The sequence below is a fragment of the Stagnimonas aquatica genome, assembly GCF_003730135.1.
GTDB classification, from domain to species: Bacteria; Pseudomonadota; Gammaproteobacteria; order Nevskiales; family Nevskiaceae; genus Stagnimonas; species Stagnimonas aquatica.
In genome coordinates this window covers 128,675-153,653 of record NZ_RJVO01000007.1, presented here as the reverse complement: position 1 = coordinate 153,653, position 24,979 = coordinate 128,675, and the positions used below count along the sequence as shown (strand labels likewise).

The following is a 24,979-nucleotide window of genomic DNA, read 5'->3' as shown; positions in this document are numbered from 1 at the left end:
TTGCTAATGGCATGGAATGAACCGGGGTCGGGTAACCGCGACCCCTGGAATCAGGGCGGGAAGGGCAGCAACCAGGGGCCTCCCGATCTGGACGAGCTGTTCAAGCGCTTCAAGGCGCGCCTGTCCGGCAAGCCGGGTGGCGGCAAGCCGGGCTCCGGTCCGCGTCTGGCTGGCGGCATCGGTCTGGTGCTGGGCCTGGTCGGCCTGCTCTGGGTGATGTCTGGCTTCTACACCGTCGATGAACAGCAGCGTGCCGTGGTATTCCGCTTTGGCGCCTATGTCGGGACCACCGAGCCCGGCCTGCAATGGCGGTTGCCGTGGCCGATCGAGAGTCACGAAAAGGTGAATCTCACCGGCGTGCGCAACGTCACCGACCGCGCCACCATGCTGACCCAGGACGAGAACATCGTCGATGTCGAACTGTCGGTGCAGTACCGGGTCAGCTCGGCGGTGGACTACGTGGTCAACGTCGAAGACCCCGACCTCACCCTGCGCCAGGCCACCAAGGCGGCGGTGCGCGAGGTGGTGGGGCAGAACAAGATGGACTTCATCCTTACCGAAGGACGCGAGGCCGTCGCCGACCGCACCAAGCAGCTGCTGCAGGAGCGCCTGGAAGAGTACAAGGCGGGCCTGGTGGTGAATGAAGTGAACCTCCGGCAGGTGCAGCCGCCGGAGGCGGTGCAGGCGGCCTTCGCCGACGCTATCAAGGCACGCGAGGATCTGGAGCGTCTGAAGAACGAAGCCCAGGCCTATGCCAACGAGCGCATTCCGCGCGCCCGTGGCGCTGCCGCGCGCACGCTGGAGGAGGCCACCGGCTACCGCGACCAGGTGGTCGCCAAGGCCCAGGGTGATGCCTCGCGCTTCAGCCAGCTGGTAGGCGAGTACCGCAAGGCGCCACAGGTCACCCGTGACCGCCTATATCTCGACGCCATGAGCGAGGTGATGGGCAAGACCAGCAAGGTGCTGGTGGATGTCGACAAGGGTTCCCCGATGATTTACCTGCCGCTCGATCAGCTGTTGAAGAACCAGCCCAAGCCGCCCCTGATGGAAGCCGCGCCCGAAGCCGCCGCCACGCCGCGCGTCAGCGGCGGTGATGCCACCCGTTCCCGCGACCGGAGCCGCTAATGACTCAGGACCGTAGCCTGTTCCTGTTCGGGGCCGTCATCCTGGCGCTGTTCGTGGTCAGCAACTCTGCCTTCGTGGTTGACCAGCGCGAGCGCGCAGTGCTGTTCCAGCTGTCGGCGGTGCGTACCGCCGACTTCCAGCCGGGTCTGCACTTCAAGCTGCCGTTCATCCAGTCGGTGAAGAAGTTCGATGGCCGCATCCTCACCCTCGACAACCAGACCGAGAACTTCCTGACCGTCGAGAAGAAGAACGTCGAGGTCGATTTCTACGTGAAGTGGCGGGTCGCCGACGCGCTCCAGTACTACCGCTCCACCGGCGGCCAGGAGCTGGTCGCGGCGGATCGCCTCTCGGCCATCGTCAACCGTGGCCTGCGCGATCAGTTCGGCTCGCGCACCATCCAGCAGGCGGTGACCAGCGAGCGCGACCAGATGATGCAGGCGCTGGAAACCAGCGCCGCCGACAAGGTCAAGGAGCTGGGCATCGAGATCATCGACGTGCGCATCAAGTCGATCAATCTGCCGCAGAACGACAACGTCAGCGGCTCGGTGTACGAGCGCATGCGCGCCGAGCGCTCGCGGATTGCCGCCGACTACCGCGCGCGTGGCGCCGAGGAGGCGGAGAAGATCCGCGCCGAAGCCGACCGCGAGGCGCAGGTCACCGTCGCCAACGCCTACCGCGACGCCGAAAAGCTGCGCGGCGAGGGCGATGCCAAGGCGGCGGAAATCTATGCCAAGGCCTATGGCGCTGATGCCGAGTTCTACCGCTTCTACCGTTCGCTGGGCGCCTACCGCGATGCCTTCGGTGGCGCCAATGACGTGATGGTGTTGCAGCCCGAAGGTGAGTTCTTCCGCAGCTTCAAGGCCGGCAAGTAGTTCTCCGTGGGTGAAGATTTTCTGCGGGCGCTGGCCCTGGTGATGGTGATCGAGGGCATGCTGCCCTTCCTGTCGCCGCGCCGGTTCCGCGAATCGCTGCTACGCGCAGCCAGTCTCGAAGACCGGCCGCTGCGTTTACTGGGCCTGGTTGCCATGCTGAGTGGCGCCGGGCTGCTGCATTTTCTTTCGACGACCTAGAAGTCATGACCAAGCTGTGGATGCTGCCGGACGGCATGGAAGAGGCGCTGCCGCAACAGGCCTGGCGCGCCGAAGGGCTGCGCCGCGCGCTGCTCGACCATTACCGCGCGGCCGGCTATGAGCTGATCCTGCCGCCGTTCCTGGAGCACCTGGACTCCCTGCTCACCGGCGCCGGCGCCGATCTCGACAGCCTCACCTTCAAGCTCACCGATCCGGCCAGCGGCCGCCTGCTCGGCCTGCGTAGCGACATGACGCCGCAGGCGGCGCGCATCGCCGCCCGGCACTTTGCCGACACCCCGGTGGTGCGGCTCTGCTACCTGGGCACGGTGTTGCGCACCCGGCCGGACGCGCTCGGCGGGCCGCGCTCGCCGCGCCAGGTCGGCTGCGAGCTGTTCGGCATGCCGGCCGGCGGGGGCGCCGCCGGCGCCGATCTGGAAGTGCTGTCGCTGATGCTCGACACCCTGCGCCTGGCCGGGGTCGCCGACGTGCACCTCGACCTCGGCCACGTTGGCGTCTACCGCGCCGTGGTGGACCGACTGGCGCTGTCGGCCGAGGACGAGACCACGCTGTTCGACATCCTGCAGCGCAAGTCGCGGCCGGAGCTGTCGGCGTTCGCCACTGCGCTCGGCATCGACGCCGAGGCCGCCGTCGCGCTGCAGGCGCTCACCGGCCTGCATGGCGATGTCAGCGTCCTGCAAAGCGCGGCCGCCACGCTTTCGGGATATGGAGACAGCGTGGTGCTGGCGCTGCGCACGCTGGAGCAGGTGATCGCCGCCATTGCTCGTCAGCACCCCGGTCTACCGATCCATCTCGATCTTGCCGAGTTGCGCGGTGCCCGCTATCACACCGGCCTCACCTTCGCCGCCTTCGCGCCCGGCCACGGCCGCGAGCTGGCGCGCGGTGGCCGCTACGACGGCGTCGGTGGTGAATTCGGCATGGCCCGGCCGGCCACCGGCTTCTCGGCCGATGTCAACGAACTGCTGCGCCTCGGCGCGGCCTGAACTGTTTTTTGCAAGGGGAAGCACATGGGTAAGAGCGTCGTCGTCATCGGGGCTCAGTGGGGTGATGAAGGCAAGGGCAAGGTCGTGGACCTGCTCACCGACCGCGCGCAGGCGGTGGTGCGCTTCCAGGGCGGCCACAACGCCGGCCATACCTTGGTCATCAAGGGCAAGAAGACCGCGCTCAACCTGATCCCCTCGGGCGTCATGCGCGAGGGCGCTCCCTGCTACATCGGCAACGGCGTGGTGCTGTCGCTGGCGCACATCTGTGGCAATCCGCGCCTGGGCATCAAGAGCGAGCTGGAGACCGTCGAGGCCACCGGCATGGAGGTGCGCTCGCGGTTGAAGATCAGCGAGGCGGCGCCGCTGGTGCTGCCGATCCACGCCCGTCTCGACCAGGCGCGCGAGAAGGCGCGCGGTGAGGCCAAGATCGGCACCACCGGCAAGGGTATCGGCCCGGCCTACGAGGACAAGATCGCCCGCCGCGCGGTGCGGGTCGGCGACCTCTACCAGCGCGATCTGCTGGCCGCCAAGCTCGGCGAGCTGATGGCCTATCACAACTTCGTGCTGAGTCATTACTACAAGGAGGCGCCGGAGGATTTCCAGCAGACGCTGGACGACCTGCTCGCCTACGCGGAAGTCATCAAGCCGATGGTGGCGGACGTTACCGAGCACCTGCGCCAGCACCTCAAGCGCGGCGACAACGTGCTGTTCGAAGGTGCCCAGGGTGCACTGCTCGATATCGACCACGGCACCTATCCCTTCGTCACCAGCAGCAACACCACCGCCGGCGGCGCTGCCACCGGCACCGGCGTTGGTCCGCGTGAACTCGACTACGTGCTGGGCATCGTCAAGGCCTACGCCACCCGTGTCGGGTCCGGGCCGTTCCCCACCGAGCTGGAAGACGGTCCGGAAGGCATCGGCGCCCACATCCGCAAGGTCGGCGACGAGTTCGGCACGGTGACGCGCCGTCCGCGCCGCTGCGGCTGGTTCGACGCGGTCGCGGCCCGTCGTTCGATCTTCAACAACTCGGTCTCCGGCCTGGTCGTCACCAAGCTCGACGTGCTCGACGAGCTGGAAGTCATCCGCATCTGCACCGGCTACAAGCTCGATGGTCAGGTCATCGAGAATCCGCCGATCGGCGCCGAGGGTTTCGAGAAGGTCGAGCCGATCTTTGAGGAGCTGCCCGGCTGGCAGAGCAGCACCTTCGGCATCAGCCGTTACGAAGACCTGCCGGAAAACGCGCGCCGTTACCTCAAGCGCATGGAAGAGGTCACCGAGACCGAGATCGCCATCGTCTCCACCGGCCCGGATCGCGAGCACACCATCGTGCTGCACCATCCGTTCGATTAAGGCCGCCTAGTTGCCATCCCTGGCGAGACCTCAAACCACTGATCTGGCCCCTGGGCAGGCATCCATGCCTGCCCGCGAAACGGGCGGGAGTGCCATTCGAGGCACTCCCTCGCGGCTTTCTTTTTGCCCCCGGCGAGGGGGCGACGTTGCTGGCGTAGCCGGCGACGTGGGGGAGACCCAATATCAATGCGCCGACGGCGCCAAACAAAAAACCCGGCCGGAGCCGGGTTTGTTTGTTTGGTGCCGAGAAGAGGACTCGAACCTCCACGGTGTTACCCGCCAGTACCTGAAACTGGTGCGTCTACCAATTCCGCCATCTCGGCCTGAGAATCGGCATCCATCACAGCCGCCGAATTCCAAGGGCGCGCAGTATCGCGGCGAGGCCGCCTGTTGTCAATGAAAAAACGTACAAGTTCTGGCTCTCATCAAAATCGTGGCGGCACGCCCTACGACGAGCCCTGGAAGAGCCCCGATGTCCTGGCGCCCCGGCCCTCTGCCGCCAAGCCGGTGGCCTCGGCCGGTGTGCCCAGTGTCGAGGCGGTACTGGCGCGGCTGCGGCAGTCGCCGGGCTCGCTCGACGACCTCATCGGTTACTTCAAGCTGAAGAAACTGCCGGAGCAGACCGCGCTGGAAAAGCGCCTGCTGGAGCTGGGTCGCAGCGGCCAGGTGCGCCTCGACCGTCGCGGCCGGCTGGAGACCACGCCGCTGGAGGCGGTGCCGCCGGCCAAGCCGGCCAGCGCCACGCCGGCGGCGGCCAGGCCCACGACCACCGCCAAGCCGCTGGCTGCGGAGCCGCCGACCAAGCCGATCCCGCCGCCGGTGTCGAAAGCCGAGGCCGCCAAGGTCGGTCTGGTGGTCGACGTGCCGGCTGTGCCGGCCAAGCCGCAGGGCGGCATGCTGGCGGCGGCGAAGACCGCCGCGCAGTCGCTGTCGCGTCTGATCAGCGGCCCGCCGGCGACGGCCATGCCGTCGCTGCCGCCGGTCGCCGCGAAGCCGGCGGGCGGCAAGCTCAAGGCCAGCGCCGCGGTGCCGGTCCCGGTCTTGCCCAAGGTCGGCGACGAACTGGGCGGGAAGGTGTCCGCGCACCGCGACGGCTTCGGCTTCGTGGTGGTCGACGGTCCGGGCGAGGACGTGTTCCTGCCGGCGCGCGAGATGCGCGGCCTGATGACCGGTGACCGCGTGCGGGTGCGGATCACCAATGTCGAGGCCAACGGCCGCCTGTCCGGCGAGTTTGTCGCCATGCTCAGCACTGCGCCGCGCTTCGTGGTCGGCCGTCTGCGCCGCGAGGCCGGACGCTGGCTGGTGACGCCGGACAACCAGAAGGCCCAGCCGTTCGAGCTGAGCGTCAGCAGCGCCGATCTCGGTGGCGCTAAAGAGGGGCAGGTGGTGCGCGCGGAAATGCTCAGCCTGCCGGGCAGCCGCAGCCCGATGACCGGCCGCATCACCGAGATCGTCGGCGAGCATCTGGCGCCGGGCCTGGAGATCGAGATCGCGCTGCGCCGTCACGACCTGCCGCACGAGTTCCCGCCCGAGGTGGAAGCCGAGGCTGAGGCCTTCGGGCCCGAGGTGCGCGCCGCCGACATCGAAGGCCGCGTCGATCTGCGCAAGCTGCCGCTGATGACCATTGACGGCATCGACGCCCGCGATTTCGACGATGCCGTCTACGCCGAGAAGGTGCGTGGCGGCTACCGCCTGGTGGTGGCGATCGCCGATGTCTCCGCCTACGTCGAGCCGGGCAGCCCGCTGGACGAGGAGGCGACCAAGCGCGGCACCTCGGTGTACTTCCCCCGGCGGGTGATCCCGATGCTGCCGGAGGCGCTGTCCAACGGCCTGTGCTCGCTCAACCCGAATGTCGACCGCCTCTGCCTGGTCTGCGACATGAAGCTGAGCAAGGACGGCGAGGTGAGCGCCGCCAAGTTCTACGAGGCGGTGATGCGTTCGCAGGCGCGGCTGATCTACGAAGACGTCGCCACCATGCTCGCCGAACCCAAGGGCGAGCTGGCGCGCGCCAACGCCAAGCTGCTGCCGCACCTGCAGAACCTCGACGCGGTGTTCACCGCGCTGTTCGCGGCGCGCCAGCAGCGCGGCGCCATCGACTTCGAGGGGCAGGAGACCAAGTTCGAGTTCACCGACGACCGCAAGATCGCCCGCATCGTGCCGGTACAGCGCACCCGCGCGCACCGGTTGATCGAGGAATGCATGATCGCCGCCAACATCGAGGCCGCGAAATTCGTCAGTGGCCGCGAGACCCCGGCGCTGCACCGCGTGCACGAGCGGCCCGATCCGCAGCGGGTGCAGGTGCTCAAGGACTTTCTCGCCGGCCGCGCGCTGACCCTGGGCGGTGGCGAGGAGCCGCAGGCCAAGGATTTCGCGGCGGTCACCGAAGCGGCGCGCGGTCGTCCCGACACCGGCCTGATCCACATGATGATCCTGCGCACCATGGCGCAGGCCCGCTACAGCCCCGAGCCGCTCGGCCACTACGGTCTGGCACTGGAGCATTACGCGCACTTCACCTCGCCGATCCGTCGCTATCCCGACCTGCTGCTGCACCGCGCGGTCAAGCACATCGTCAAGCGCCGCAAGCCGAAGAGCTTCCCGTACAGCCAGGAGCAGATGGAGGCCCTCGGACTGCATTGCTCGATGACCGAGCGGCGCGCCGACGAGGCCACCCGCGATGTCAGCAGCTGGCTCAAGTGCGAGTTCATGAGCCACCGCGTCGGCGACAGCTTCGACGGCGTGGTCAGCGCGGTGACCGCCTTCGGCCTGTTCGTCGATCTCAGCGGCCTCTACATCGACGGTCTGGTGCACATCTCCGCCCTGGGCGAGGAGGGTTATCAGCTCGACCCCAAGACCCAGCGCCTGGTCGGCCGGCGTAGCGGCCATGCCTACAGTCTCGGTCAGCCGCTGCGCGTGCAGGTGGTTCGGGTCAATCTGGAGGAACGCAAGATTGATCTGGTGCCTGCGGCCTCGGCTGCGGGCGGAAGTTCAGAAATGGTTCAGCGCGGCCGCACACACTCCCCCTCAGGAGCTGGCGGTCAGCGCGCCGGTGGCAAGGGGCGTCAGCCCCAGCCGCAGGCTCCGTCGCCAAAGTCCTCGAAGTCCAGACGATCCAACAACAAGAAGCGGAGATAAATCCATGCACGCAGCCCTCAAGCCCCTCGCCCTGGTTCTGGCCGCAGCCACCCTGGCAGGTTGCGCCGGCGATCCGAATCGCGACAAGAAGATCGGTGCGGGCGTCGGTGCCGTGCTCGGCGGCGTCATTGGCCGTCAGGTCAGCGGCGCCGACGGCGCGCCCATCGTCGGTGCGGTGGTGGGTGCGCTGGCTGGCGGCGCGGTCGGCGGCTACATGGACCGCCAGCGTCGTGAGCTGGAAGCCAAGCTCGCCGAGGAGGCGCGCCGCAAGGAGCTGGTCATCACCCAGATCGCGCCGGATACCCTGAAGATCGGTGTCGCCAGCGATGTGTCCTTCGATACCGGCTCGGCGCAGTTGTCGGCCGCCGCGCTGACGACCTTCGCCAAGATCGCCGGCACCCTGAAAAGCTTCGACCAGACCGTGGTCCACGTGGTCGGCCACACCGACACCGTCGGCAGCAGTGCCTACAACCAGACGCTGTCGGACCAGCGCGCCGCCAGCGTCGGCAGTTATCTGGCTGGCCAGGGTCTGCCCGCCGCCCGTATCCGCGAGGAAGGGCGTGGTGAGCGCGAACTGCTGGTGCGCACTGGCGACAACGTCGCGGAGCCGCGCAACCGGCGTGTGGACATCGTCATCAAGGCGGTGGTCGAAGGCAACGAGCAGTCGGCCTGGACGCCGCCGCCCTATCTGGGAGGCTGAGTCGGGGTGCTCTGAACTGGCTCCGAAGCGCCGCGCTGAACAGCGCGGCGTTTTTGTTTCTGCGTCTTCTATCGTGCGGGTTGCGGATTGGGTGATAGGCAGCGGGGCTGTTTGTGGGGAATGGGTGTTGCTGGGTTGTGGTTCGCGCGTTCGCGCGAACCACAACCCAGCCGTAGATCAAGGCAACAGCACCACACCTCTCAGCGGATGTAGTTGAACAGCGTCAACCCCTGCACCTTGGCAAACACCGCCTGCGCGGCCTGCAAGGCCGTGGTCTGCAACTCCAGCTTGCTGATCGCCTCGGCATAGCCGATGTCGCGGACATCGGACAGCGTGGTCTGCAACTGTTCGTCCAAGGCGCCAAGTTGCGACTCCACCTGGTCCAGCGACGCCAGCCGAGTGCCCACGGAAGAACGCACGCTGGATACATGGGTCATGCCGCTATCGAGCGCGCTGAGCGCACTGCTGCGCAGAGTCTGCGCCTGGGCACGCGCGGCATCGGTGCCCACCGGCGCCTGCACGGCGTCGATGATCGAACGCACCTGCGCGAACAAGTCCTGATTGCCGCCGGGCTTCAGCACCAGACTGTCGCCGTCGGCCGGACTGCCTTTCAGGCTCAGCCGCACGCCGGGCAGGCTGATCGAGTCGCCCGCCGTATAGCTGCCGGACTGCACCAGGCTGCCGTCGGCGGCACGCGCCTCGTACTGCCCGCCGCTGAAGCTCAGCGTCAGCGCCTGGGTGCCGCCACCGGTGGAAGCCAGGCCGGAAAGCGCCAGGGTGCCGGTATTGCTCGCGGCGGTCTGGACCTGCGCCCCGGTGCGGATGCGCAGGAACACCGCATCGCCGGAATCGCCGTCGGTCATGCGCGTGCCCGGGCCGATCGCCAGCTCGCGCGCCTGCTGATCGCCGCCGTACAGGACCGCGCCACCGCTGCTGGCAAACGGAGCGTCGCCGTCGCGGCTGCCGCCGAACAGGTAGTGGCCGGTGCCGTCGTCGCTGTTGGCGAGATCCACCAGCCGCGCGTAGAGCTGCTCCAGCTCGCCGGAAATCTGGCTGCGGTCCTCGCTGCTGAGCGCGGCGCTGTTGGCCTGCAGGGCCAGCTCGCGGACGCGGGTGAGATTGTCGTCGACGGCGGCGAGCGTGGACTCCTCCGCCGACAGCCGATGCCGCAGCGTGGTGACGTTGGCGCCGAGCCGGGCGTGCGCGGCCTGGGCGCTTTCCAGCGCCAGCGACTGCGCCATGCCGGCGGGGTTTTCGCCGGCGGTGCGGAACTTCCGCTCCGAACTGATCCTTTGCTGGGTCTGCGCCAGCTCGGCCTGCTTGCTGAGCAGGCTGCTGACGCTGGCGTTGTGGACCCCGAGGGTGGACAGGCGCATGGCGACTAGCTCCGGGCCGCCGCCAGCAGCGACTCGAAGGCGGCGCTGGCGGTGGCGATGACCTGGGCGGCGGCCTGGTAGGCCTGCTGATAGCGGATCAGGTTGGCGGCCTCTTCGTCGAGATTGACGCCGGACAGCGAGTCACGCTCGCCCTGCGCCTGCACCTGCAGGGCCTCGGCGGCGGTCTTGGCGACACTCACCCGCTCGGCGGTGGAGCCGATCTGGGTGACTAGATTGCTGTTGGCGGTGACCAGGCTGCTGCTGCCGCCATCGAGCAATTTCTTGCTGGAGAGCCCCGACAGCGCCAGGGCATTGCGGTTGTCGCCGCTGCCGGCGCCGGTGGGCGCCAGGCTGAACTGGTCGCCGGCGGCCGCGCTGCCGCTCAGGCTCAAGCTCCAGCCATTGGCCGTGATCGTGCTGCCGGCGCTCCAGCTCTGCTCGGCACCGCCGTCGATGCGATAAGTGCTGGCGCTGGTGAAGACGATGCTGGCCGGCGTCTTCAGCGCCGGGTTGCTGGCATCGGTGATGCTCAGGCCGCTGGCCTTGGCGCTGCCCTGGTTGCTCAGTCCGGCGCTGGCGGTCAGCGGGCTGGCGGCGGCCAGGCCGGCGGCATCGCTCAGGCTGAGCTTGAGTGCACCCGCCGCCTCGCGCGCCGGCGACAACCGGTAGCGGTCGCCTTCATTGGCGCTGCCGCTGACCACCAGCGACAGGCCCTCGGCGGTGAACGGATCCTGCGCGCTGCCGCTGCCGCTGAGGGCAACCGCCGCGCCGGTGCTGGCGTTGCTCAGCTGCCAGCTGCCGCCGCTGTAGCGGAGCAGGTAGTCACCGCCGGTGAGCTTGGCGCTGTCGCCGAGGCCGAGGCTGACCTGGGCGCTGCCGCTGTTGCCGGTCGCCGGCAGCACTTCGCCGCCGATAGTGACGAACAGCGGCGCGCCGCTGTTGCCCTTCAGGTCCACGCCCTGCGCCTGCACGCTGTTGCTGGCACTGCTGATCGCCACCGCCATCCGGCCCAGCTTTTCCAGCGCCGGGTCGATCAGTTCGCGGCGGGCATCGAGCAGTCCGCCGATCACTCCGCCGGACAGCTGCTTGCCGCCGGCGATCTCGATACGGTCGGGACGGAAGCTGTCGGTGCTGGTGGCGAGCGGGACGGCGGTGCTGCCTACAACCAGCGGCTGGCCGGAGCCGGTGTAGAGATTCAGGCTGCCGTCGTCCTGGCGCACGGTGCTCACCTGCAACTGCCCGGCGATGTCCTGCACCAGCTTGTCGCGGCTGTCGAGCAGGTCGGGCGAGGCATTGGCGCCGGAGCTGGCGATGCGGGCATTGAGCTTGGCCAGCGCTGCAGTCTGGTCGTTGAGCGTGCCGACCGCGATGCGCAGCCGCTGGTCGACCTCGGCGTCCAGCGACGACAGTTCGCCGTGCAGGCTGTTGAAGCGGTCGGCCAGCGACTGCGCGGTGCCGAGCGTGCTCTGCCGCACCGCAGTCGAACTCGGATTGGCGGCCAGGTTGGAGAGCGAGGAGAAGAAGCTGTCGAGGCTGCTGGAGAGCCCGGTGTCGGGGTCGGACAGCAGGCTGTCGACGCGCTGCGCCATCGCATCGAAGCTGCTGAGGCGCGCGGTCTCGCTGCTGCTGCGCACCAGCCGGGTTTCCAGCACCGCGTCGTTGAGCCGACGGGTGAGGTCGACGCTGACACCGCCGCTGCTGTCGAAGTTGCCGATGCGCGAGGACTGCTCGATGCGCTGCCGCGAATAGTTGGGGGTGTTGACGTTGGCGACGTTGTGGCTGGTCACCTCCAGGCCGCGCTGCGCGGCCAGCAGCGCCGAGGACCCGATGTTGAGAATGTCAGCCATGGCATCTCACTTCATGCGCAACAGGCTGGCCGCCTGCTGGGCGTTTTCATCAGCGGACTTCATCGCGCGGGTTTGCAACTCGAAGTTCCGGGCCAGCTCGATCATCGTCACCATCGACTCGGCGATGTTGACGTTGCTGCTTTCCAGGGCCCCGGCGACCACCTTGGCGCTACCGCTGGCTTCCAGCGGCGGCACGCCCTCGCGGGCGAAATACAGGTTGTCGCCGGCCCTTGTCAGCTGTGTCGGCGCGGCGCTGACGATCTTGAGCCGTCCAACCGTCACCGCAGTACCGCCGGTCTGCTCCAGGGGGATCACCGAGACACTGCCGTCGCTGCCGATGCTGAGCTGGGAGTTGGGCGGGATCTGGATCGGTCCACCCTCTCCCAATACTTCCTGGCCGCCCCGGGTTCGCAGCAGGCCGTCGGCATCCACCTGCAGTTCGCCGGCGCGGGTATAGGCCTCGCGGCCATCGGCGGCCTGTACCGCCAGCCAGTCGTCGGCGCCCAGCGCCACGTCCAGCTCGCGGCCGGTGCTGAGCAGGGTGCCGGCGCGACTGTCGATGCCGGCGTCGAGGCTGCGGGCGTTGACCCGGCTGCCAAAGCCCTCACCGCCCACCTGCAGGGCATCGGCCACCACCAGCTCGGCCTTGAAGCCGGTGGTGCTGGCATTGGCCAGGTTGTGGTTGTTGGCGGCCTGGGCGCGCAGGGTCTGGGTGGCGCCGGAAAGGGCGACGTAGAGGGCGCGGTCCATGGCTCAATGCACTCCAGGCGCGGCGTCCGCGCTAGCGGATGTTGATGATGGTCTGGGTGATCGAATCGCTGGTCTGGATCATCTGCGCGTTTGCCTGGAAGTTGCGTTGCGCGGTGATCATGTTCACCAGCTGGGCGGTGAGGTCGACATTGCTCGCCTCCAGCGCGCCCGACTGCACCTGGCCGAAGGAACCGGTGCCGGCCGAGCCGAGCAGCACCGGGCCGGAGTCGATGGTCTCGGCCCAGCCGGTGTCGCCCAGCTGCTTGAGGCCCTGGGCATTGCTGAACATCGCCAGCGCCACCTTGCCGAGCGGAATCTTCTGGCCGTTGGAATAGCTGCCCTCGACCACACCCTCGTCGCTGATGTTGAGGCCGGTCAGCTCGCCAGCGGCGTAGCCGTCCTGAGTGAGGCGCGAAACCGAGAAGCTGTTGCCGTACTGGGTGAGCTTTTTGACGTCGAGCGTCAGGTTGAGCGGGGTGGCACCGTTGCTCGGCGTCACCGTCGCCAGGCTCAGCTGGCCGCTGGCCGGCGAGGTGAGCGCGCCGGTGCCGGAGAACTGGACGGTCTGAGCGCTGCCGACCTCGTTGCCGTCAACGGTGACGTGCACGTCCCAGGCGCCGGCGGTGGCCGACTTCACGAAGTAGAGATTGGCCGGATGCGCGGTGCCCAGCGAGTCGTAGAGGGTCACCGAGGTGCCCTGGTTGTAGCTGCTGGGATCGCTGGCCGAAAACGGCGTGACGGTGGGCGCGCTGGCATTGGCCGGCAGGTTGGCCACCACTTCCAGCAGATTGCTGGACTTCGGCGGACTGTTGGCAGTGCCCAGACGCAGATCGCCGAGGCTGGCGGTATCGAAGCCGCCACCGACCAGCGGCGGGAACACCTGCAGGCGCTGGCCGGCGTTGTTCACCACATAGCCGTCGTCGTTGGCCCCGAAGGCGCCAGCGCGGGTGTAGGCCACACCCTTCTCACCGCGCACGGTGAAAAAGCCCTCGCCGCTGACCGCGAGGTCGAGGGTGTTCTCGGTGTAGTTGATGTTGCCCTGCTTGAACTGCTGGCGGATGTCCTGCAAGCGGGTGCCGTTGCCGCTGGCAGTGCGCGCCAGGCCATAGGAGGTGGCGGAGAACACGTCGCCGAATTCAGCGCGGCTGTTCTTGAAGCCGATGGTGTTGGCGTTGGCAATGTTGTTGGCGGTGACGTTGAGGTCGGACGAAGCGGCATTGAGGCCGCTGAGCGCGAAGTTGAAGGACATGAGGTGCCTCCTGCGGGGAAAGGGATGGGGACGGTGTTTACTGGATACGTTCGATCTGCGAGAGCGGCAGCGTGCCCAGGCCGCTGACCTCGATCTGCAGGCCGGAACCGGAAGGCTGCACGCCGATCACCTGGCCGAGCACGAAGGTGCTGGCGGCAACGCTGCCGCCGCCGTCGCTGCTGACCTGGGCCTGGAATTTGTAGCTGCCCGCCGGCAGGCGATTGCCGTCGTCGTCGAGGCCGTCCCAGGCGAAGTCACCACGACCGGCCGGCTGGCTGCCGTAGTCGATGTGGCGCACCACCTGGCCGCTGGCGTCGGTAATGCTCACCGACAGCCAGCCGGACTGCGGCACCTCGATGGCGCCACCGGCGCCGCCGCTGCTGCCCAGGCTCAGTCGGTTGCCGGCCACCAGAACCTCGCGGCCGACCAGGGAGGCGCCCTGCAAGGTCTGGTTGGCGGTGAGGCTGCTGGCCAGATTGGAAAAGGCGCTGTTGAGCGTCTGCAGGCCGGAGACCTGCGAAAACTGCGCGATCTGCCCCAGGAACTGGCTGGAATCCATCGGCTTGAACGGATCCTGCGCCTGTAACTGGGTGGTCATCAGTTTGAGAAAGTCGGCCTGGCCGATCTCGCTCTTCTTGTTGCTCTGCACGGCCGTGCCGAGGCCGAGTGACTCGTAGCTGCCGACGCTGCTGGTCATGGGAGTCCTTTGCTTACTTGCCCAGGGTGAGGGTGCGCATCGCCAGATCCTTGGTGGTGTTGAACACCTCGATGTTGCTCTGGTAGCTGCGCGAGGCGGAGAGCATGTTGACCATCTCCTCGACGACGTTGACGTTGGGCGCGTAGACGTATCCCTCGGAGTCGGCCAGCGGATGGCCGGGCTGGTAGAGCTTCTGCGGCTCGCGCGCGTCCTCGCGGACTTCCTGCACCCGCACACCGCCATCCACCGCCTGGAACACCGGCTCGTGGGCGCGGTACACCGCCTCCGGCGAGCCGGCCAGATTGTTGGCATTGGCGAGGTTGGAGGCGGTGGCGTTGAGGCGCACCGACTGCGCCGCCAGCGCCGAGCCGGCGACATCGAACACCGGGAAGCGGCTCATGCGGATTGTCCGGTGATGGCGGTCATCAGCGAGCGCACCCGACCGTCGAGGAAATTCAGGCTGGCCTGGTAGCGCAGGGCCGCGTCGGCGAACTGCGCCTGTTCGATCTGGGCGTCGACGGTGTTGCCGTCGGCGGACGGCTGCAAGGGCACCCGCCAGACCGTCTCGGCCTCGCCGCCCTCGCCGGGCGTGCTCAGATGGCGGGCGTCGCTGCCGCTCAGGCGCTCGGCGTCGGCGACGGCGGTCTGCGCGGCGAGCGCGCGCTCGAAGTCGATGTCCTTGGCCTGGTAATGCGGGGTGTCGGCGTTCGCCAGGTTGCTGGCGAGCACGTCCATCCGCTGACGGCCTAGCGTCAGCGCCGCGGCGTGGACGCCGAAGAGCGGGTCGGACATGGGGCACCTCCGTCAGCCGAAAGGGTCTGGTCGGAGGGGCTCCTTCAAGTCCCGTGCCCGGAATTTCCGGGCGGCGGTGACGGCTTCCCGGCGCGGACCTTGAAGGTCGCGCCGACGAACGCCTATTTGCGCCGGGCGGGCGGCTTCTTGGTCTTGGCGACGGCCGCCTGACGCTGGCGGAAGGACTCGTACAGGCAGACGGCAGCAGCCACCGAGACGTTGAGGCTCTCGATCTCGCCGACCATCGGGATGCGCACCAGCTTGTCGCAGGTTTCACGGGTGAGCCGGCGCAGGCCATCGCCTTCGCCGCCCATGACGATCACGGTGGGCCCGGTGAGGTCGGCCTGGTAGAGCAGCTCATCGGCCTCGCCGGCCAGGCCGGTGATCCAGTAGCCCAGCTCCTTGAGCCGTTCCAGGGCGCGGGTGAGGTTGGTCACCGCCACCACCGGTACCCGCTCGGCGGCGCCGGCGGCGGCCTTGCGCGCCACCGGCGTGAGGCCGACCGCGCGGTCCTTGGGGATGATGACGGCGGTGACCCCCACCGCCTCGGCGGTGCGCAGGCAGGCACCGAGGTTATGCGGGTCCTGCACGCCATCGAGCACCAGCACCAGCCGGTCCGGCGTCGCCGGCACTTCCAGCGCGTCCTCGCCCTGAAAATCAGCCGCCGGCACCGCCGCGATCACGCCCTGGTGGCGCAAGCCGGGGGCGTAGAGGTCGAGCTGGTCCTTGGAAACCGTGCGCACGGTGACCTTGCGACGCGCGGCCAGCGACAGCAGCGCGGCCATGCGCGAGTCACGGCGGGCGTCGGCGACCAGGATTTCGCGGGGCTGTTTCTCGCCGTCTTCGAGAGCGGCGGTGACGGCATGGAAGCCGCCAATATAGGTTTCGGACATGTGCGCAGTTTAATGGCTGGCGCTGATGGGTGCTGGACTTGTTGGAGTGCGCTCTTGGCCGGCTGCTGGGCTGTGGTTCGCGCGTTCGCGCTCGTTTAGGTGTGCAGGGTTTGAGAGTTTCTTTTCGCCTATTGGCGAAAAGAAGACCTCAAACAGCACGAACAAAGCAGAGCGCGAACGCGCGAAGCACAGACACTCGCTTCGGGCCGGACCCCAGCGCCATCAGTCCGGCCTCAAGGCTTACACAAACCCCGTCAAGGAGCCGACACCCCGTCTGGTCCGGGACTTGCTCCAGGCCCGCTCAAACCCGCGCCTCCAGGGCCCGCAATGAACGACATCGGCATCAACCAGGTTCTCGCCCAGATCCGCACACTCAATGCGGCCTCGGCGCGTGCTCCCGCTGCAACCGATAACGGCAAGGCGCTCGCAGACTTTAGTAACACCCTCGGCAAGGCGGTGGACGGCGTCGCTGGCGCCCAGAACGCGGCGGCGGACCTCTCCACCCGCTTCGAGCTGGGCGACAAGTCGGTGGACCTGGCCTCGGTGATGATCGCCGGCGCCCGCGCGCAGGTGAACTTCCGGGCGGCGGTGGAGGTGCGCAACCGCGTGGTTGCCGCCTACCAGGACATCATGAACATGCCGATCTGAGCCGCGAGCTAAGCCATGCGCGACGCCGTACTCACCCCCGACCAACCCGACAACCTGCGCTCGCTGGGCGAGCGCGTCCGCGCCATCCCGGGCCTGAGCCAGCTGCTGCTGCTCACCGGTCTGGCGGCGGCAATCGCCGCTGGACTAAGCCTGTTCATGTGGTCGCGGGCGCCGGGCTTCCAGCCCCTGTATTCCGGTCTGCCGGAGCAGGACGTGGCGCTGATGGCCGATGCACTCACCGCCGCCGGCATCGAGAACCGCGTCGACCCCGATACCGGCGCGCTCACCGTGCCGGCGGCGCAGTTGCGCGCGGCGCGGCTGAAGCTGGCCGGCCAGGGGCTGCCCAAGGCCGGCGGCGTTGGCTTCGAGGCGATCCGTGGCGAGCAGGGCTTCGGCGTCTCGCAGTTCATCGAGAGCGCGCGCTACCAGAATGCGCTGGAAACCGAGCTGGTACGCACCATCAGCGCCCTGCAACCGGTGAAGAGCGCGCGCGTGCATCTGGCCATTCCCAAGGCCTCGGCTTTTGCCCGTGGCCGCTCCACACCCAGCGCCTCGGTGCTGGTGGAGCTGCACCCCGGCCGCACGCTGACCGCGCAGCAGGTGGCGAGCATCGTCCATGTGGTGTCGTCCAGCGTGCCGGAGCTGCCGGCGTCGGCGGTGACCGTGGTGGACCAGGCCGGCGACCTGCTCACCGACGACAGCCGCGACAGCGCCGGCGCGCTCACCTCCAGCCAGTTCGAGCACGTGCGCCGGGTCGAGGACGACTACACCCGGCGGGTGCAGGAGATTCTGCGGCCGCTTACCGGCAGTGGCCGGATCAGCGCCCAGGTGGTGGCCGACATGGACTTCACCGCCGCCGAACAGACTGAAGAGCAGTACCAGCCGAACCCGCAGGCGATCCGCAGCGAACAGACCCGCGAGGAGCGCGATGCGGCGGTCGCGGCGCGCGGTGTGCCGGGCGCGACCAGCAACAAGCCGCCGGAAGTCGCACCGCCGGTCGCCGCCGCAGCTCCCGCCGCCAGCGATCCCAACAGTCCCGTCGCCAGCACCGCGCCGACGCCGCCAGTGCCTGCCGCCACCGCCGGCAGTGGCGTCGAGGCCAGCGGCCCGCAGAGCCGCAGCAGCAGCCGCAATTACGAGATCGACAAGACCGTGCGCTACAGCAAGCAGGCGCCGGGACGCATCCAGCGGCTATCGGTGGCGGTGCTGGTGGACTACCTGCCGCGCCCGGACGGCAAGGGCGGCATGGTGCCGAGCGCGCTCAAGCCGGAGGAGCTGAGCCGCATGGAGGCGCTGGTCAAGGAGGCGGTGGGCTTTGACGCCCAGCGCGGCGACAGCGTCACCGTGCAGAACGCGCCGTTCGCGCCCACCGAGGCCTATGTCGAGCCGGAACTGCCGCTGCTGGAACGGCCGGAGCTGCGCGATGTCGCCCGCGAGGCGCTGGGCGCGCTGGTGCTGCTGGTGCTGATCATCGCGGTAGTGCGTCCGCTGATGCGCAATCTGTTCGGCGGGCCTGACCGCAAGGTGCTGACGCCCGAGCAACTGGCGGCGCTGGCGCCGCCGGAGGTTGCCGCCGGCGTTCCCGGCACGCTGGCGGCGCTGCCCGGCCAGGGCGTACCGGCGCTGGCGCAGGGCGAAGACGAGCTGCCATTGCCCGCGCCCGCCGCCAGCGTCTACGACCAGCGTCTGGAACGCGCCCGCCAGGCGGTGCGCGAAGACCCCAAGCGCGTCGCCCAGGTGATGCGCGCCTGGATCGCGCAGGAATAGCCAACCAACGCCACTCACGAGACCCACCATGGCCGATGCCGCCTCCGCTCCCACCGCCGAGACCAAGCTGTCGGGCACCGACCGCGCCGCCATCCTGCTGCTGTCGCTGGGCGAGAACGAGGCCGCCGAGGTGCTGCGTCATCTCGGCGCCAAGGACGTGCAGCGGCTCGGGCAGGCGATGGCGAATCTTTCCAGCGTCAGCCGCGAGCAGGCGGAGTCGGTGTTGCAGGGCTTCGTCGCCAACCTGGAAAGCCAGACCTCGCTGGGCGTCGGCGCCGACGACTACGTGCGCAAGGTACTGGTGCAGGCGCTCGGCGAGGACAAGGCCGGCGGCCTGATCGACCGCATCCTGCTCGGCCGCAACTCCAAGGGCCTGGAGGCGCTGAAGTGGATGGAGACCCGCGCGGTCGCCGAGCTGATCCGCAACGAGCATCCGCAGATCATCGCCATCGTGCTGTCCTACCTCGACCCGGACCAGGCGGCCGAGGTGCTGGTCAACCTGCCGGAGCGCATCCAGTCCGACGTGGTGCTGCGCATCGCCACGCTCGACGGCATCCAGCCGCAGGCACTGCGCGAGCTGGACGAGATCATGGAGCGGCAGTTCACCGGCACCGCCAACATCAAGGCCTCCAGCGTCGGCGGCGTGAAGGTGGCGGCGACCATCCTCAACCTGCTCGACTCCGGCACCGAGGCCAAGCTCACCGAGACCATCAAGGGCGTCGACGAGGATCTCGGCCAGCGCATCCAGGATCTGATGTTCGTGTTCGACAATCTCGCCGACGTCGATGATCGCGGCATCCAGACCCTGCTGCGCGAGATCAGCACCGACACCCTGGCGCTGGCCCTGCGCGGCGCCGATCCGAAGGTGAAGGACAAGTTGCTGCGCAACATGTCCAAGCGCGCCGCCGAGATGCTGGTGGAAGACATGGAGGCCAAGGGCCCGGTGAAGATTTCCGATGTCGAGGTGGCGCAGAAGGACATCCTCGCCACCGCCCGCCGTCTCGCCGAATCCGGCGGCATCGCGCTGGGCGGCAAGGGCGAGGACTTCGTCTGATGTCCGAGCTCTGGACCAGCGAGCACGGTGCCCGCGCCACCCGCTGGGTGCTGCCCAGCTTCGAGGCGCCCAAGCCGCCACCGCCGATGCCCGATCCCGCCGCCACCGCCGCCCGGCTGGCGGAGCTGGAGGCCGAGGCTGCCGCGCGCGGCTTCGCACTGGGCGAGATCCAGGGCCGCGCCGCCGGCCTCGCCGCCGCCGAGGCGCAGGCCGCCCGGGTGCGGGCCGTGCTCGACGCCCTGGCGACGCCGCTGGGTGCGCTCGATGCCGAGCTGGAACGGGTACTGGTGGCGATGACCCTGGAGGCGGCGCGGCGCATCGCCCAGCAGGAGCTGTCGGTGGAGCCGGCGCGGGTCGCCGCCGTGGTACGCGATGCCGCCGCCGTGCTCGGCTCGGTGCCGCGTGCGCTGCGCGTGCACGTCGCGCCCGAGGATTACGGCGCGCTCACCGAGGTGCTGAGCAGCGAGATCAGCGGCGCCGGCTGGTCGCTGGTGGCCGATGGCGACGTGCTGCCCGGCGGCTGCCGGGTGAGCAGCGAGCACGCCACCGTCAACGCCAGCCTCGACGCCCGTGCCGCCGGTCTGGCGCACGAGCTGCTGGGCCAGGAGTAGGTCGTGAACAGTCTCGCCAAAAGCGCTCAATTTCCCCTCTCCCCTGGTGGGAGAGGGGCTAGGGGAGAGGGGGCGCGCCGCAGGCGCATTGGGCGCAGGCTCTCGACGCGCCTGCGGCGCGCCCCCTCTCCCGACCCTTCGGGCCACCCTCTCCCACGAGGGGAGAGGGGAACAAATGCGGCATGCGGTACTGCACCATGAGCGCGACCAGCGAGCTCAACCGCGAGCGCCAGCACCGTCTGGCGCAGCGCCTGCGCGAACAACTGCCGGTGCTGAGCCGGGCGCCGCTGATGACCGTCGAGGGCAGCCTGACACGGGTCGTCGGCCTGACCCTGGAAGCGGTCGGCTGCCAGGTGCAGATCGGCAGCCGCTGCCGGGTGGTCGACATCGACGGTGCCGCGCTGGAGGCCGAGGTGGTCGGCTTCGCCGGCGACCGCGTGCACCTGATGCCGATCGGCGATCTCGCCGGTATCGCTCCGCACGCCCGCGTGGTGCCCCTGCGGCGGGTGGCGCGCGTGAGCGTCGGCAACGACTGGCTGGGCCGGGTGCTGGACGGCGAGGGCGATCCCCTCGATGGCCGCCCCAAGCCACGCGGCGAGGCCAGCGCGCCACTGTCCGGCCGGCGTATCAATCCCTTCGAGCGCGCGCCGGTGCGCGAGCCGCTGGATGTCGGCGTGCGCGCCCTCAATGCGCTGCTGACGGTGGGGCGCGGCCAGCGTCTGGGTCTGTTCGCCGGCACCGGCGTCGGCAAATCGACACTGCTCGGCATGATGACCCGCTATACCGCCGCCGATGTCATCGTCGTCGGACTGATCGGCGAGCGCGGCCGCGAGGTGCGCGATTTCGTCGAGCATTCGCTCGGCCCGGAAGGTCTGGCGCGCGCCTGCGTAATCGCCACCCCGGCCGACCGTTCGCCCCTGCAGCGTCTGCACGGTGCGGCGCTGGCGACCACGGTGGCCGAGCACTTCCGCGACCGTGGCCTCAACGTGCTGCTGCTGATGGACTCGCTGACCCGCTACGCCCAGGCGCAGCGCGAGATCGGACTCGCCATCGGCGAGCCGCCGACCACGCGCGGTTACCCGCCCAGCGTGTTCGCCAAATTGCCGGCGCTGGTGGAGCGCGCCGGCAACGGTCCCGAGGGCTCCGGCTCGATCACCGCCTTCTACACCGTGCTGACCGAAGGCGACGATCCCCAGGACCCGATCGCCGACGCTGCGCGCGGCATCCTCGACGGCCACATCGTGCTGTCGCGGCGCATCGCCGAGGGCGGCATCTATCCGGCCATCGACGTCGAGGCCTCGATCTCGCGCGTCGCCAACGATTGCACCAGCCGCGAACAGCAACAGCTGGTGCGGCGCCTGCGTGCGTTGCTCTCCGCCTACCAGCGCAACCGCGATCTGATCGCCATCGGCGCCTACCAGAAAGGCGGTGATCCGCGCACCGACGCCGCCATCGCGCTATGGCCGCTGATCGAGAAGTTCCTCAGCCAGGATGTCCAGGCTGGCGCGGGATTTGGAGAAAGTCTGGCGCAGCTGCAAGCGCTGCTCGACCAGGGTCCCGCCACATGACTTCCCCGCTGCCCGGATTGAACCGCTTCGAACCGCTGCGCCAGCGCGCCGCCGGCCTGGAGGATCAGGCCGCCAAACTGCTGGCGGAGGCCTTGCGCCGTCATGCCCAGGCCGAGAGCCGCCACGCCGAGCTCTGCCGCTACGAGGCCGAGTACGCGGAGCGGCCATTGCCGGAAACCACCGGCGTCAACAACCTGCGCCACAACGCCGCGTTTCTGGCGCGGCTGCGTGAGGCGGTGCGCTTCCAGACCGAGCGCCTGGCCGGCAGCGTGCAGGAGGTGGATCAGGCGCGCGCGCACTGGCTCGCCACCCACCGCGAGGTCGAGAAGCTGGATCGCCTGATCGCCCAGACTGCCCAGGAGGCGCGGCAGAAGGACGCCCGTCGCCAGGGCCGGGAGATGGACGAGAACGCGGTGCGCGGCTACATGGCGCGGCGTCTGCTGGCGGCCGACGGCAGCGCATGATCGCGGCGACCGCCGCCGCGCCGGGCGCCGCTCCCAAGCTTTCGTCCGGCGAGGCGGTTACCGCGACCGCCGCGCCGCCAGGGCCGGGCTTCGCCAGTCTGCTTGCCGGTCAGGGTGCCGCTGCCGCACCGCCCGCCGCAGGCCCGGCCGCTGCTACTTCTGCCTCCGCCGCTCCCGCTCCCTCCGCCGCTCCCGCTCCCTCCGAGGCGCCGACCACGGCCAGCGGCACGATGCCATTTGCCCCCGCCGCGCCGCCGGAGCCACCGGGCGCCGACCCGGCGGCCCCAGCGGATCCCGCTTCCGCATCCGAGCCTGGAGCGGCCGCCGCCGATGCTCGACCACGGCCTCTGGTGGGCAAGACCGCCTGCCGGGCGCCGACGCCGATGGCGCTGCGTGCCGGCGAGGCCACCGAGCCCGCCGCTGGCGAGCCGGTGCCGCCGTCTGCCACGCTGCCAGCGCCGGCGACGGCTGGTAAGCCGGAGGCGGGCAGCCAGGCACCAGTGACCAACGATCCCGCCAGCACTCTGCTGCTACAGATTCATAGTCCCTGGGCTAGGCCACCGATCCCCACCCCGACGCCGGGGCCGGCGGTCGCGGCCAGGGACGCCTTGCAGGGTCTGGCAGCGTCCCCACTGGCGCCAGCGGGCGCAGAGTCCGCGATCCCCGCCGTCGGCGCCGGCACCGCGCTGCCCGGAGCAGCGACCCAGCCGGCCGACCAGACACTGGGCGCGGTGGTGGAGGGCGGCCGGGCGGTGGTCCCGGCGGAGGCGGCGTCGCCGGTGAGCGGCAATCAAGGCGCTGGCGAGCTGCCGTTCGCCTTGCCGGTGACCAGCGCCGGCGGCGCGGCGGTGCCAAGGCTGGAGCCGGCGTCGGCGCCAATGCCCACGCCGGTGGTGAACACCGCCCGCAGCGACTGGCCGGAGCAGCTCTCTAGCCAGATCAGCTGGCATCTGGGCCGTGAAGTCCAGGAGGCACGCATCGCCCTGGCCCCGGACGATCTTGGCGCCATTGATCTGCAGGTGCGGGTGCACGATGGCCGTGTGCAGGTGCACATGGGCGCGGCGCAGGCGACGACCCGCGAGCTGCTGAGCGAGGCGCTGCCGCGCCTGCGCGAACTGCTCGGCGACAGCGGCCTGAGCCTGTCCCAGGCCAGCGTGTTCAGCCAGGACCCGCAATCGCGCGGCTACGCGCCACCGGCCTGGCAGACCGACCGGGGCACCGGTTCTGCGGAGCCGGACCGGATTGAGGCGCCGTCGCTACCACCACCGCGACGCCTGCGGGGTCTGTTCGACCACTACGCCTGAGCGGCGACCGGAAGCAAAAACGGCAGCCCGAGGGCTGCCGTCGTGCTGCCGCGAAGCCGCGATTAGCCGAGCAGGAAGGACATCTTGGTGCCCGCCAGCTCCACCACGTCGCCAGGGTTGAGGCGCCGTGCCTGGGCGTCGATCTCGGCACCGTTGACCAGAGGCCGCTTACTGCCGGCGGCGCCGCCGACGTGGACGATGTAGTAGCCATCGGCACGCTTGGTGATGGCGGCGACCTGGATACCCGGCTTGCCGATGGTGGTCAGCGCCTTGGTCAGTTCCAGCTCCTTGCCGGCGCTGGAGCCGCTATCGACCCGTAGACGGCCATTGAGCGGCGCGTTGCCGCTGCTGGGCAGGCCAGCCGCAGCGGGCGCGGGTGGCGGGGTGCCCATGGCGGCGGCCACCTGGCCGGGCCGCAGGATCATGGTCTTCTCGAAGTCCTCGCCATCGCCGGTCTGCTCGCTTTCGTAGACCAGGGTATTGCGGCCGATGGTGATGCTGTCGCCGTGGCTGAGCGGATGCTTGGCGACCTGCTTGCCATTCACCAGCGTGCCGTTGGTGGAGTCGAGATCTTCCAGGAAGGAGTCGGACAGGATGGTGATGACCACCGCGTGGTGGCCGGAAACCGCCTTGTCGTTGAGTGCGATGTCGTTATCGGCGTGACGGCCGATGGTGACGCGCTCCTTGTCGAGCGCGAGCTCGCGGCTCTTGCCGTCGGCCTCGGTGACGATGAGCTTGCCCATGATTATTCCCTAGCTCCTAAAACCACTCTAACAGCCGCTCATACCAGCGCCGACCGCGGGCGAAACTGCCGTTGACCCGCGCCAGCGCGACCGAAACATTGTCTTTTCCGCCGCGCTCATTGGCGGTATCCACCAGCGCCTTTGCAGCCTCTGGCAGGTTATCAGCAAACCGTAGCAGCGTTAAGCGCGTGGTCTCGTCATCGACCATGTCGGTGAGGCCATCCGAACAGATCAGGATGATGTCGCCGACCTCGACGGTCTCCTCGATCAAGTCGACCGCCACCTCCGGCTCGACGCCGAGCGCGCGGGTGACGATGTTCTTGCGCACCAGCTTGCTGGCTTCCTCGCGGGTGTAGTGGCCACGGGCGATCAGCTCTTCCAGCAGGGAGTGGTCGCGGGTGATCTGCTCCAGGCGCTCGCCGCGCAGCCGGTACAGGCGCGAATCGCCGACGTAGGCGATCGACAGGCGGTCGTCGTGGAACAGGCAGGCCACCACCGTGGTGCCCATGCCGGCGCACTGCGGCTGGCTCTGGCTGACGTGGTAGATGGTGGTGTGCGCGGTCTCCACCGCATGGCGCAGCATCAGCGCCTCGACGCTGTAGCCGCTGCTCTGGTCGATCTCGCCCGGCTTGAGGTTCTTCCATTCGCGCCGCGCGGTGTCGACCACGGTGGCGATGGTGATGCCGCTGGCGATCTCGCCAGCGTTGTAGCCGCCCATGCCGTCGGCCAGCACCAGCAGGCCGAGGTCCTGGTCCTCGTCGAGGGCGTCCTCGTTGTTGTTGCGGACCCTGCCGACGTCGCTGAGCAGGGCGGTCGAGACCTTGTCCTTGAGCGCCAC

Annotated in this window: 24 protein-coding genes and 1 tRNA gene; 14 read left to right on the top strand and 11 right to left on the bottom strand. The window is 69.1% G+C overall.

What is annotated here, in order from left to right; all coding sequences use genetic code 11:
• Positions 1 to 6 precede the first annotated feature (6 nt).
• The 5 genes from hflK to ED208_RS14230 are packed head-to-tail and all read left to right on the top strand — an operon-like array spanning position 7 to position 4,546.
• Entirely contained in the window at positions 7 to 1,125 is a 1,119-nt protein-coding gene (hflK, locus tag ED208_RS14250; RefSeq protein WP_123212591.1) for an FtsH protease activity modulator HflK, read from the top strand.
• Complete coding sequence (gene hflC / locus ED208_RS14245) at positions 1,125 to 1,997, top strand: protease modulator HflC (RefSeq protein ID WP_123212590.1); 873 nt, start codon at positions 1,125 to 1,127, stop codon at positions 1,995 to 1,997. Before hflK ends, hflC begins: the two co-directional genes overlap by 1 nt.
• Before the next feature lie 6 nt (positions 1,998 to 2,003).
• The gene (locus ED208_RS14240) at positions 2,004 to 2,195 is read left to right on the top strand and encodes a DUF2065 domain-containing protein (protein ID WP_123212589.1); all 192 of its coding nucleotides are present in this window, start codon (positions 2,004 to 2,006) and stop codon (positions 2,193 to 2,195) included.
• 5 nt (positions 2,196 to 2,200) lie between these two features.
• Positions 2,201 to 3,196: an ATP phosphoribosyltransferase regulatory subunit gene (locus ED208_RS14235; RefSeq protein ID WP_123212588.1), complete on the top strand. Its 996-nt coding sequence runs from the start codon at positions 2,201 to 2,203 to the stop codon at positions 3,194 to 3,196.
• Positions 3,197 to 3,220: 24 nt separating this feature from the next.
• Positions 3,221 to 4,546, top strand: coding sequence for an adenylosuccinate synthase (locus ED208_RS14230; protein ID WP_123212587.1), 1,326 nt, complete (start codon positions 3,221 to 3,223; stop codon positions 4,544 to 4,546).
• A gap of 238 nt (positions 4,547 to 4,784) precedes the next feature.
• On the opposite strand, the gene ED208_RS14225 is transcribed toward ED208_RS14230, so the two are convergent.
• Positions 4,785 to 4,869, bottom strand: a tRNA-Leu gene (locus tag ED208_RS14225).
• Positions 4,870 to 4,942: 73 nt separating this feature from the next.
• On the opposite strand from ED208_RS14225, the gene rnr reads away from it, so the two are divergent.
• Together rnr and ED208_RS14215 are read left to right on the top strand one after the other, a co-directional pair.
• Positions 4,943 to 7,678: a ribonuclease R gene (rnr, locus tag ED208_RS14220; RefSeq protein WP_148044767.1), complete on the top strand. Its 2,736-nt coding sequence runs from the start codon at positions 4,943 to 4,945 to the stop codon at positions 7,676 to 7,678.
• Between the two features lie 4 nt (positions 7,679 to 7,682).
• A complete protein-coding gene (locus ED208_RS14215) occupies positions 7,683 to 8,378 on the top strand; it encodes an OmpA family protein (protein ID WP_123212585.1) in 696 nt (231 codons plus the stop codon).
• Between the two features lie 200 nt (positions 8,379 to 8,578).
• Here the strand turns inward: ED208_RS14215 and flgL are convergent, their stop codons facing one another.
• The 8 genes from flgL to rlmB all read right to left on the bottom strand — a co-directional run bounded on the left by flgL (position 8,579) and on the right by rlmB (position 15,982).
• Entirely contained in the window at positions 8,579 to 9,754 is a 1,176-nt protein-coding gene (gene flgL / locus ED208_RS14210; RefSeq protein ID WP_123212584.1) for a flagellar hook-associated protein FlgL, read from the bottom strand.
• Between the two features lie 5 nt (positions 9,755 to 9,759).
• Positions 9,760 to 11,601, bottom strand: coding sequence for a flagellar hook-associated protein FlgK (gene flgK, locus ED208_RS14205; protein WP_123212583.1), 1,842 nt, complete (start codon positions 11,599 to 11,601; stop codon positions 9,760 to 9,762).
• A gap of 6 nt (positions 11,602 to 11,607) precedes the next feature.
• Positions 11,608 to 12,351 (bottom strand): flagellar basal-body rod protein FlgF, encoded by a 744-nt coding sequence (flgF, locus tag ED208_RS14200; RefSeq protein ID WP_123212582.1) that lies wholly within the window; start codon positions 12,349 to 12,351, stop codon positions 11,608 to 11,610.
• Between the two features lie 31 nt (positions 12,352 to 12,382).
• Positions 12,383 to 13,600: a flagellar hook protein FlgE gene (gene flgE / locus ED208_RS14195; protein ID WP_123212581.1), complete on the bottom strand. Its 1,218-nt coding sequence runs from the start codon at positions 13,598 to 13,600 to the stop codon at positions 12,383 to 12,385.
• Positions 13,601 to 13,637: 37 nt separating this feature from the next.
• Complete coding sequence (locus ED208_RS14190; RefSeq protein WP_123212580.1) at positions 13,638 to 14,297, bottom strand: flagellar hook assembly protein FlgD; 660 nt, start codon at positions 14,295 to 14,297, stop codon at positions 13,638 to 13,640.
• A 13-nt stretch (positions 14,298 to 14,310) separates the two neighbouring features.
• Positions 14,311 to 14,697 (bottom strand): flagellar basal body rod protein FlgC, encoded by a 387-nt coding sequence (gene flgC, locus ED208_RS14185; RefSeq protein ID WP_123212579.1) that lies wholly within the window; start codon positions 14,695 to 14,697, stop codon positions 14,311 to 14,313.
• Positions 14,694 to 15,089: a flagellar basal body rod protein FlgB gene (gene flgB / locus ED208_RS14180; RefSeq protein ID WP_123212578.1), complete on the bottom strand. Its 396-nt coding sequence runs from the start codon at positions 15,087 to 15,089 to the stop codon at positions 14,694 to 14,696. The genes flgC and flgB overlap by 4 nt, the downstream gene beginning before the upstream one ends.
• A gap of 122 nt (positions 15,090 to 15,211) precedes the next feature.
• A complete protein-coding gene (rlmB, locus tag ED208_RS14175) occupies positions 15,212 to 15,982 on the bottom strand; it encodes a 23S rRNA (guanosine(2251)-2'-O)-methyltransferase RlmB (protein ID WP_123212577.1) in 771 nt (256 codons plus the stop codon).
• Between the two features lie 327 nt (positions 15,983 to 16,309).
• On the opposite strand from rlmB, the gene fliE reads away from it, so the two are divergent.
• From fliE to ED208_RS17160, 7 genes are all read left to right on the top strand, one after another.
• Complete coding sequence (fliE, locus tag ED208_RS14170) at positions 16,310 to 16,630, top strand: flagellar hook-basal body complex protein FliE (protein ID WP_123212576.1); 321 nt, start codon at positions 16,310 to 16,312, stop codon at positions 16,628 to 16,630.
• 15 nt (positions 16,631 to 16,645) lie between these two features.
• Positions 16,646 to 18,397, top strand: coding sequence for a flagellar basal-body MS-ring/collar protein FliF (gene fliF / locus ED208_RS14165; RefSeq protein WP_123212575.1), 1,752 nt, complete (start codon positions 16,646 to 16,648; stop codon positions 18,395 to 18,397).
• A 67-nt stretch (positions 18,398 to 18,464) separates the two neighbouring features.
• Complete coding sequence (gene fliG, locus ED208_RS14160) at positions 18,465 to 19,451, top strand: flagellar motor switch protein FliG (RefSeq protein ID WP_366512241.1); 987 nt, start codon at positions 18,465 to 18,467, stop codon at positions 19,449 to 19,451.
• The gene (locus ED208_RS14155) at positions 19,451 to 20,062 is read left to right on the top strand and encodes a FliH/SctL family protein (protein ID WP_123212573.1); all 612 of its coding nucleotides are present in this window, start codon (positions 19,451 to 19,453) and stop codon (positions 20,060 to 20,062) included. Before fliG ends, ED208_RS14155 begins: the two co-directional genes overlap by 1 nt.
• 197 nt (positions 20,063 to 20,259) lie before the next feature.
• Positions 20,260 to 21,630 (top strand): flagellar protein export ATPase FliI, encoded by a 1,371-nt coding sequence (gene fliI, locus ED208_RS14150; protein WP_267897953.1) that lies wholly within the window; start codon positions 20,260 to 20,262, stop codon positions 21,628 to 21,630.
• Positions 21,627 to 22,094: a flagellar export protein FliJ gene (gene fliJ / locus ED208_RS14145; protein ID WP_158608571.1), complete on the top strand. Its 468-nt coding sequence runs from the start codon at positions 21,627 to 21,629 to the stop codon at positions 22,092 to 22,094. The genes fliI and fliJ overlap by 4 nt, the downstream gene beginning before the upstream one ends.
• Before the next feature lie 350 nt (positions 22,095 to 22,444).
• Positions 22,445 to 23,398 (top strand): flagellar hook-length control protein FliK, encoded by a 954-nt coding sequence (locus ED208_RS17160; RefSeq protein WP_148044766.1) that lies wholly within the window; start codon positions 22,445 to 22,447, stop codon positions 23,396 to 23,398.
• A 62-nt stretch (positions 23,399 to 23,460) separates the two neighbouring features.
• Here the strand turns inward: ED208_RS17160 and ED208_RS14135 are convergent, their stop codons facing one another.
• On the bottom strand, positions 23,461 to 24,141 hold the full coding sequence (locus ED208_RS14135) for an FHA domain-containing protein (protein ID WP_123212569.1): 681 nt from the start codon (positions 24,139 to 24,141) through the stop codon (positions 23,461 to 23,463).
• A 16-nt stretch (positions 24,142 to 24,157) separates the two neighbouring features.
• The gene (locus ED208_RS14130) at positions 24,158 to 24,979 is read right to left on the bottom strand and encodes a Stp1/IreP family PP2C-type Ser/Thr phosphatase (protein ID WP_123212568.1); all 822 of its coding nucleotides are present in this window, start codon (positions 24,977 to 24,979) and stop codon (positions 24,158 to 24,160) included.

Bases quoted from the DNA above. Each gene is read 5' to 3' on its own strand.
- fliJ (WP_158608571.1), top strand. From the start codon at position 21,627: ATGACTTCCCCGCTGCCCGGATTGAACCGCTTCGAACCGCTGCGCCAG.
- flgF (WP_123212582.1), bottom strand. From the start codon at position 12,351: ATGGACCGCGCCCTCTACGTCGCCCTTTCCGGCGCCACCCAGACCCTG.
- flgL (WP_123212584.1), bottom strand. From the start codon at position 9,754: ATGCGCCTGTCCACCCTCGGGGTCCACAACGCCAGCGTCAGCAGCCTG.
- rnr (WP_148044767.1), top strand. From the start codon at position 4,943: ATGAAAAAACGTACAAGTTCTGGCTCTCATCAAAATCGTGGCGGCACG.
- flgB (WP_123212578.1), bottom strand. From the start codon at position 15,089: ATGTCCGACCCGCTCTTCGGCGTCCACGCCGCGGCGCTGACGCTAGGC.
- flgC (WP_123212579.1), bottom strand. From the start codon at position 14,697: ATGAGCCGCTTCCCGGTGTTCGATGTCGCCGGCTCGGCGCTGGCGGCG.
- fliI (WP_267897953.1), top strand. From the start codon at position 20,260: ATGAGCGCGACCAGCGAGCTCAACCGCGAGCGCCAGCACCGTCTGGCG.
- rlmB (WP_123212577.1), bottom strand. From the start codon at position 15,982: ATGTCCGAAACCTATATTGGCGGCTTCCATGCCGTCACCGCCGCTCTC.
- hflK (WP_123212591.1), top strand. From the start codon at position 7: ATGGCATGGAATGAACCGGGGTCGGGTAACCGCGACCCCTGGAATCAG.
- fliF (WP_123212575.1), top strand. From the start codon at position 16,646: ATGCGCGACGCCGTACTCACCCCCGACCAACCCGACAACCTGCGCTCG.
- ED208_RS14190 (WP_123212580.1), bottom strand. From the start codon at position 14,297: ATGACCAGCAGCGTCGGCAGCTACGAGTCACTCGGCCTCGGCACGGCC.
- flgE (WP_123212581.1), bottom strand. From the start codon at position 13,600: ATGTCCTTCAACTTCGCGCTCAGCGGCCTCAATGCCGCTTCGTCCGAC.
- ED208_RS14235 (WP_123212588.1), top strand. From the start codon at position 2,201: ATGACCAAGCTGTGGATGCTGCCGGACGGCATGGAAGAGGCGCTGCCG.
- fliE (WP_123212576.1), top strand. From the start codon at position 16,310: ATGAACGACATCGGCATCAACCAGGTTCTCGCCCAGATCCGCACACTC.
- ED208_RS14135 (WP_123212569.1), bottom strand. From the start codon at position 24,141: ATGGGCAAGCTCATCGTCACCGAGGCCGACGGCAAGAGCCGCGAGCTC.
- ED208_RS14215 (WP_123212585.1), top strand. From the start codon at position 7,683: ATGCACGCAGCCCTCAAGCCCCTCGCCCTGGTTCTGGCCGCAGCCACC.
- ED208_RS14230 (WP_123212587.1), top strand. From the start codon at position 3,221: ATGGGTAAGAGCGTCGTCGTCATCGGGGCTCAGTGGGGTGATGAAGGC.
- hflC (WP_123212590.1), top strand. From the start codon at position 1,125: ATGACTCAGGACCGTAGCCTGTTCCTGTTCGGGGCCGTCATCCTGGCG.
- flgK (WP_123212583.1), bottom strand. From the start codon at position 11,601: ATGGCTGACATTCTCAACATCGGGTCCTCGGCGCTGCTGGCCGCGCAG.
- ED208_RS14155 (WP_123212573.1), top strand. From the start codon at position 19,451: ATGTCCGAGCTCTGGACCAGCGAGCACGGTGCCCGCGCCACCCGCTGG.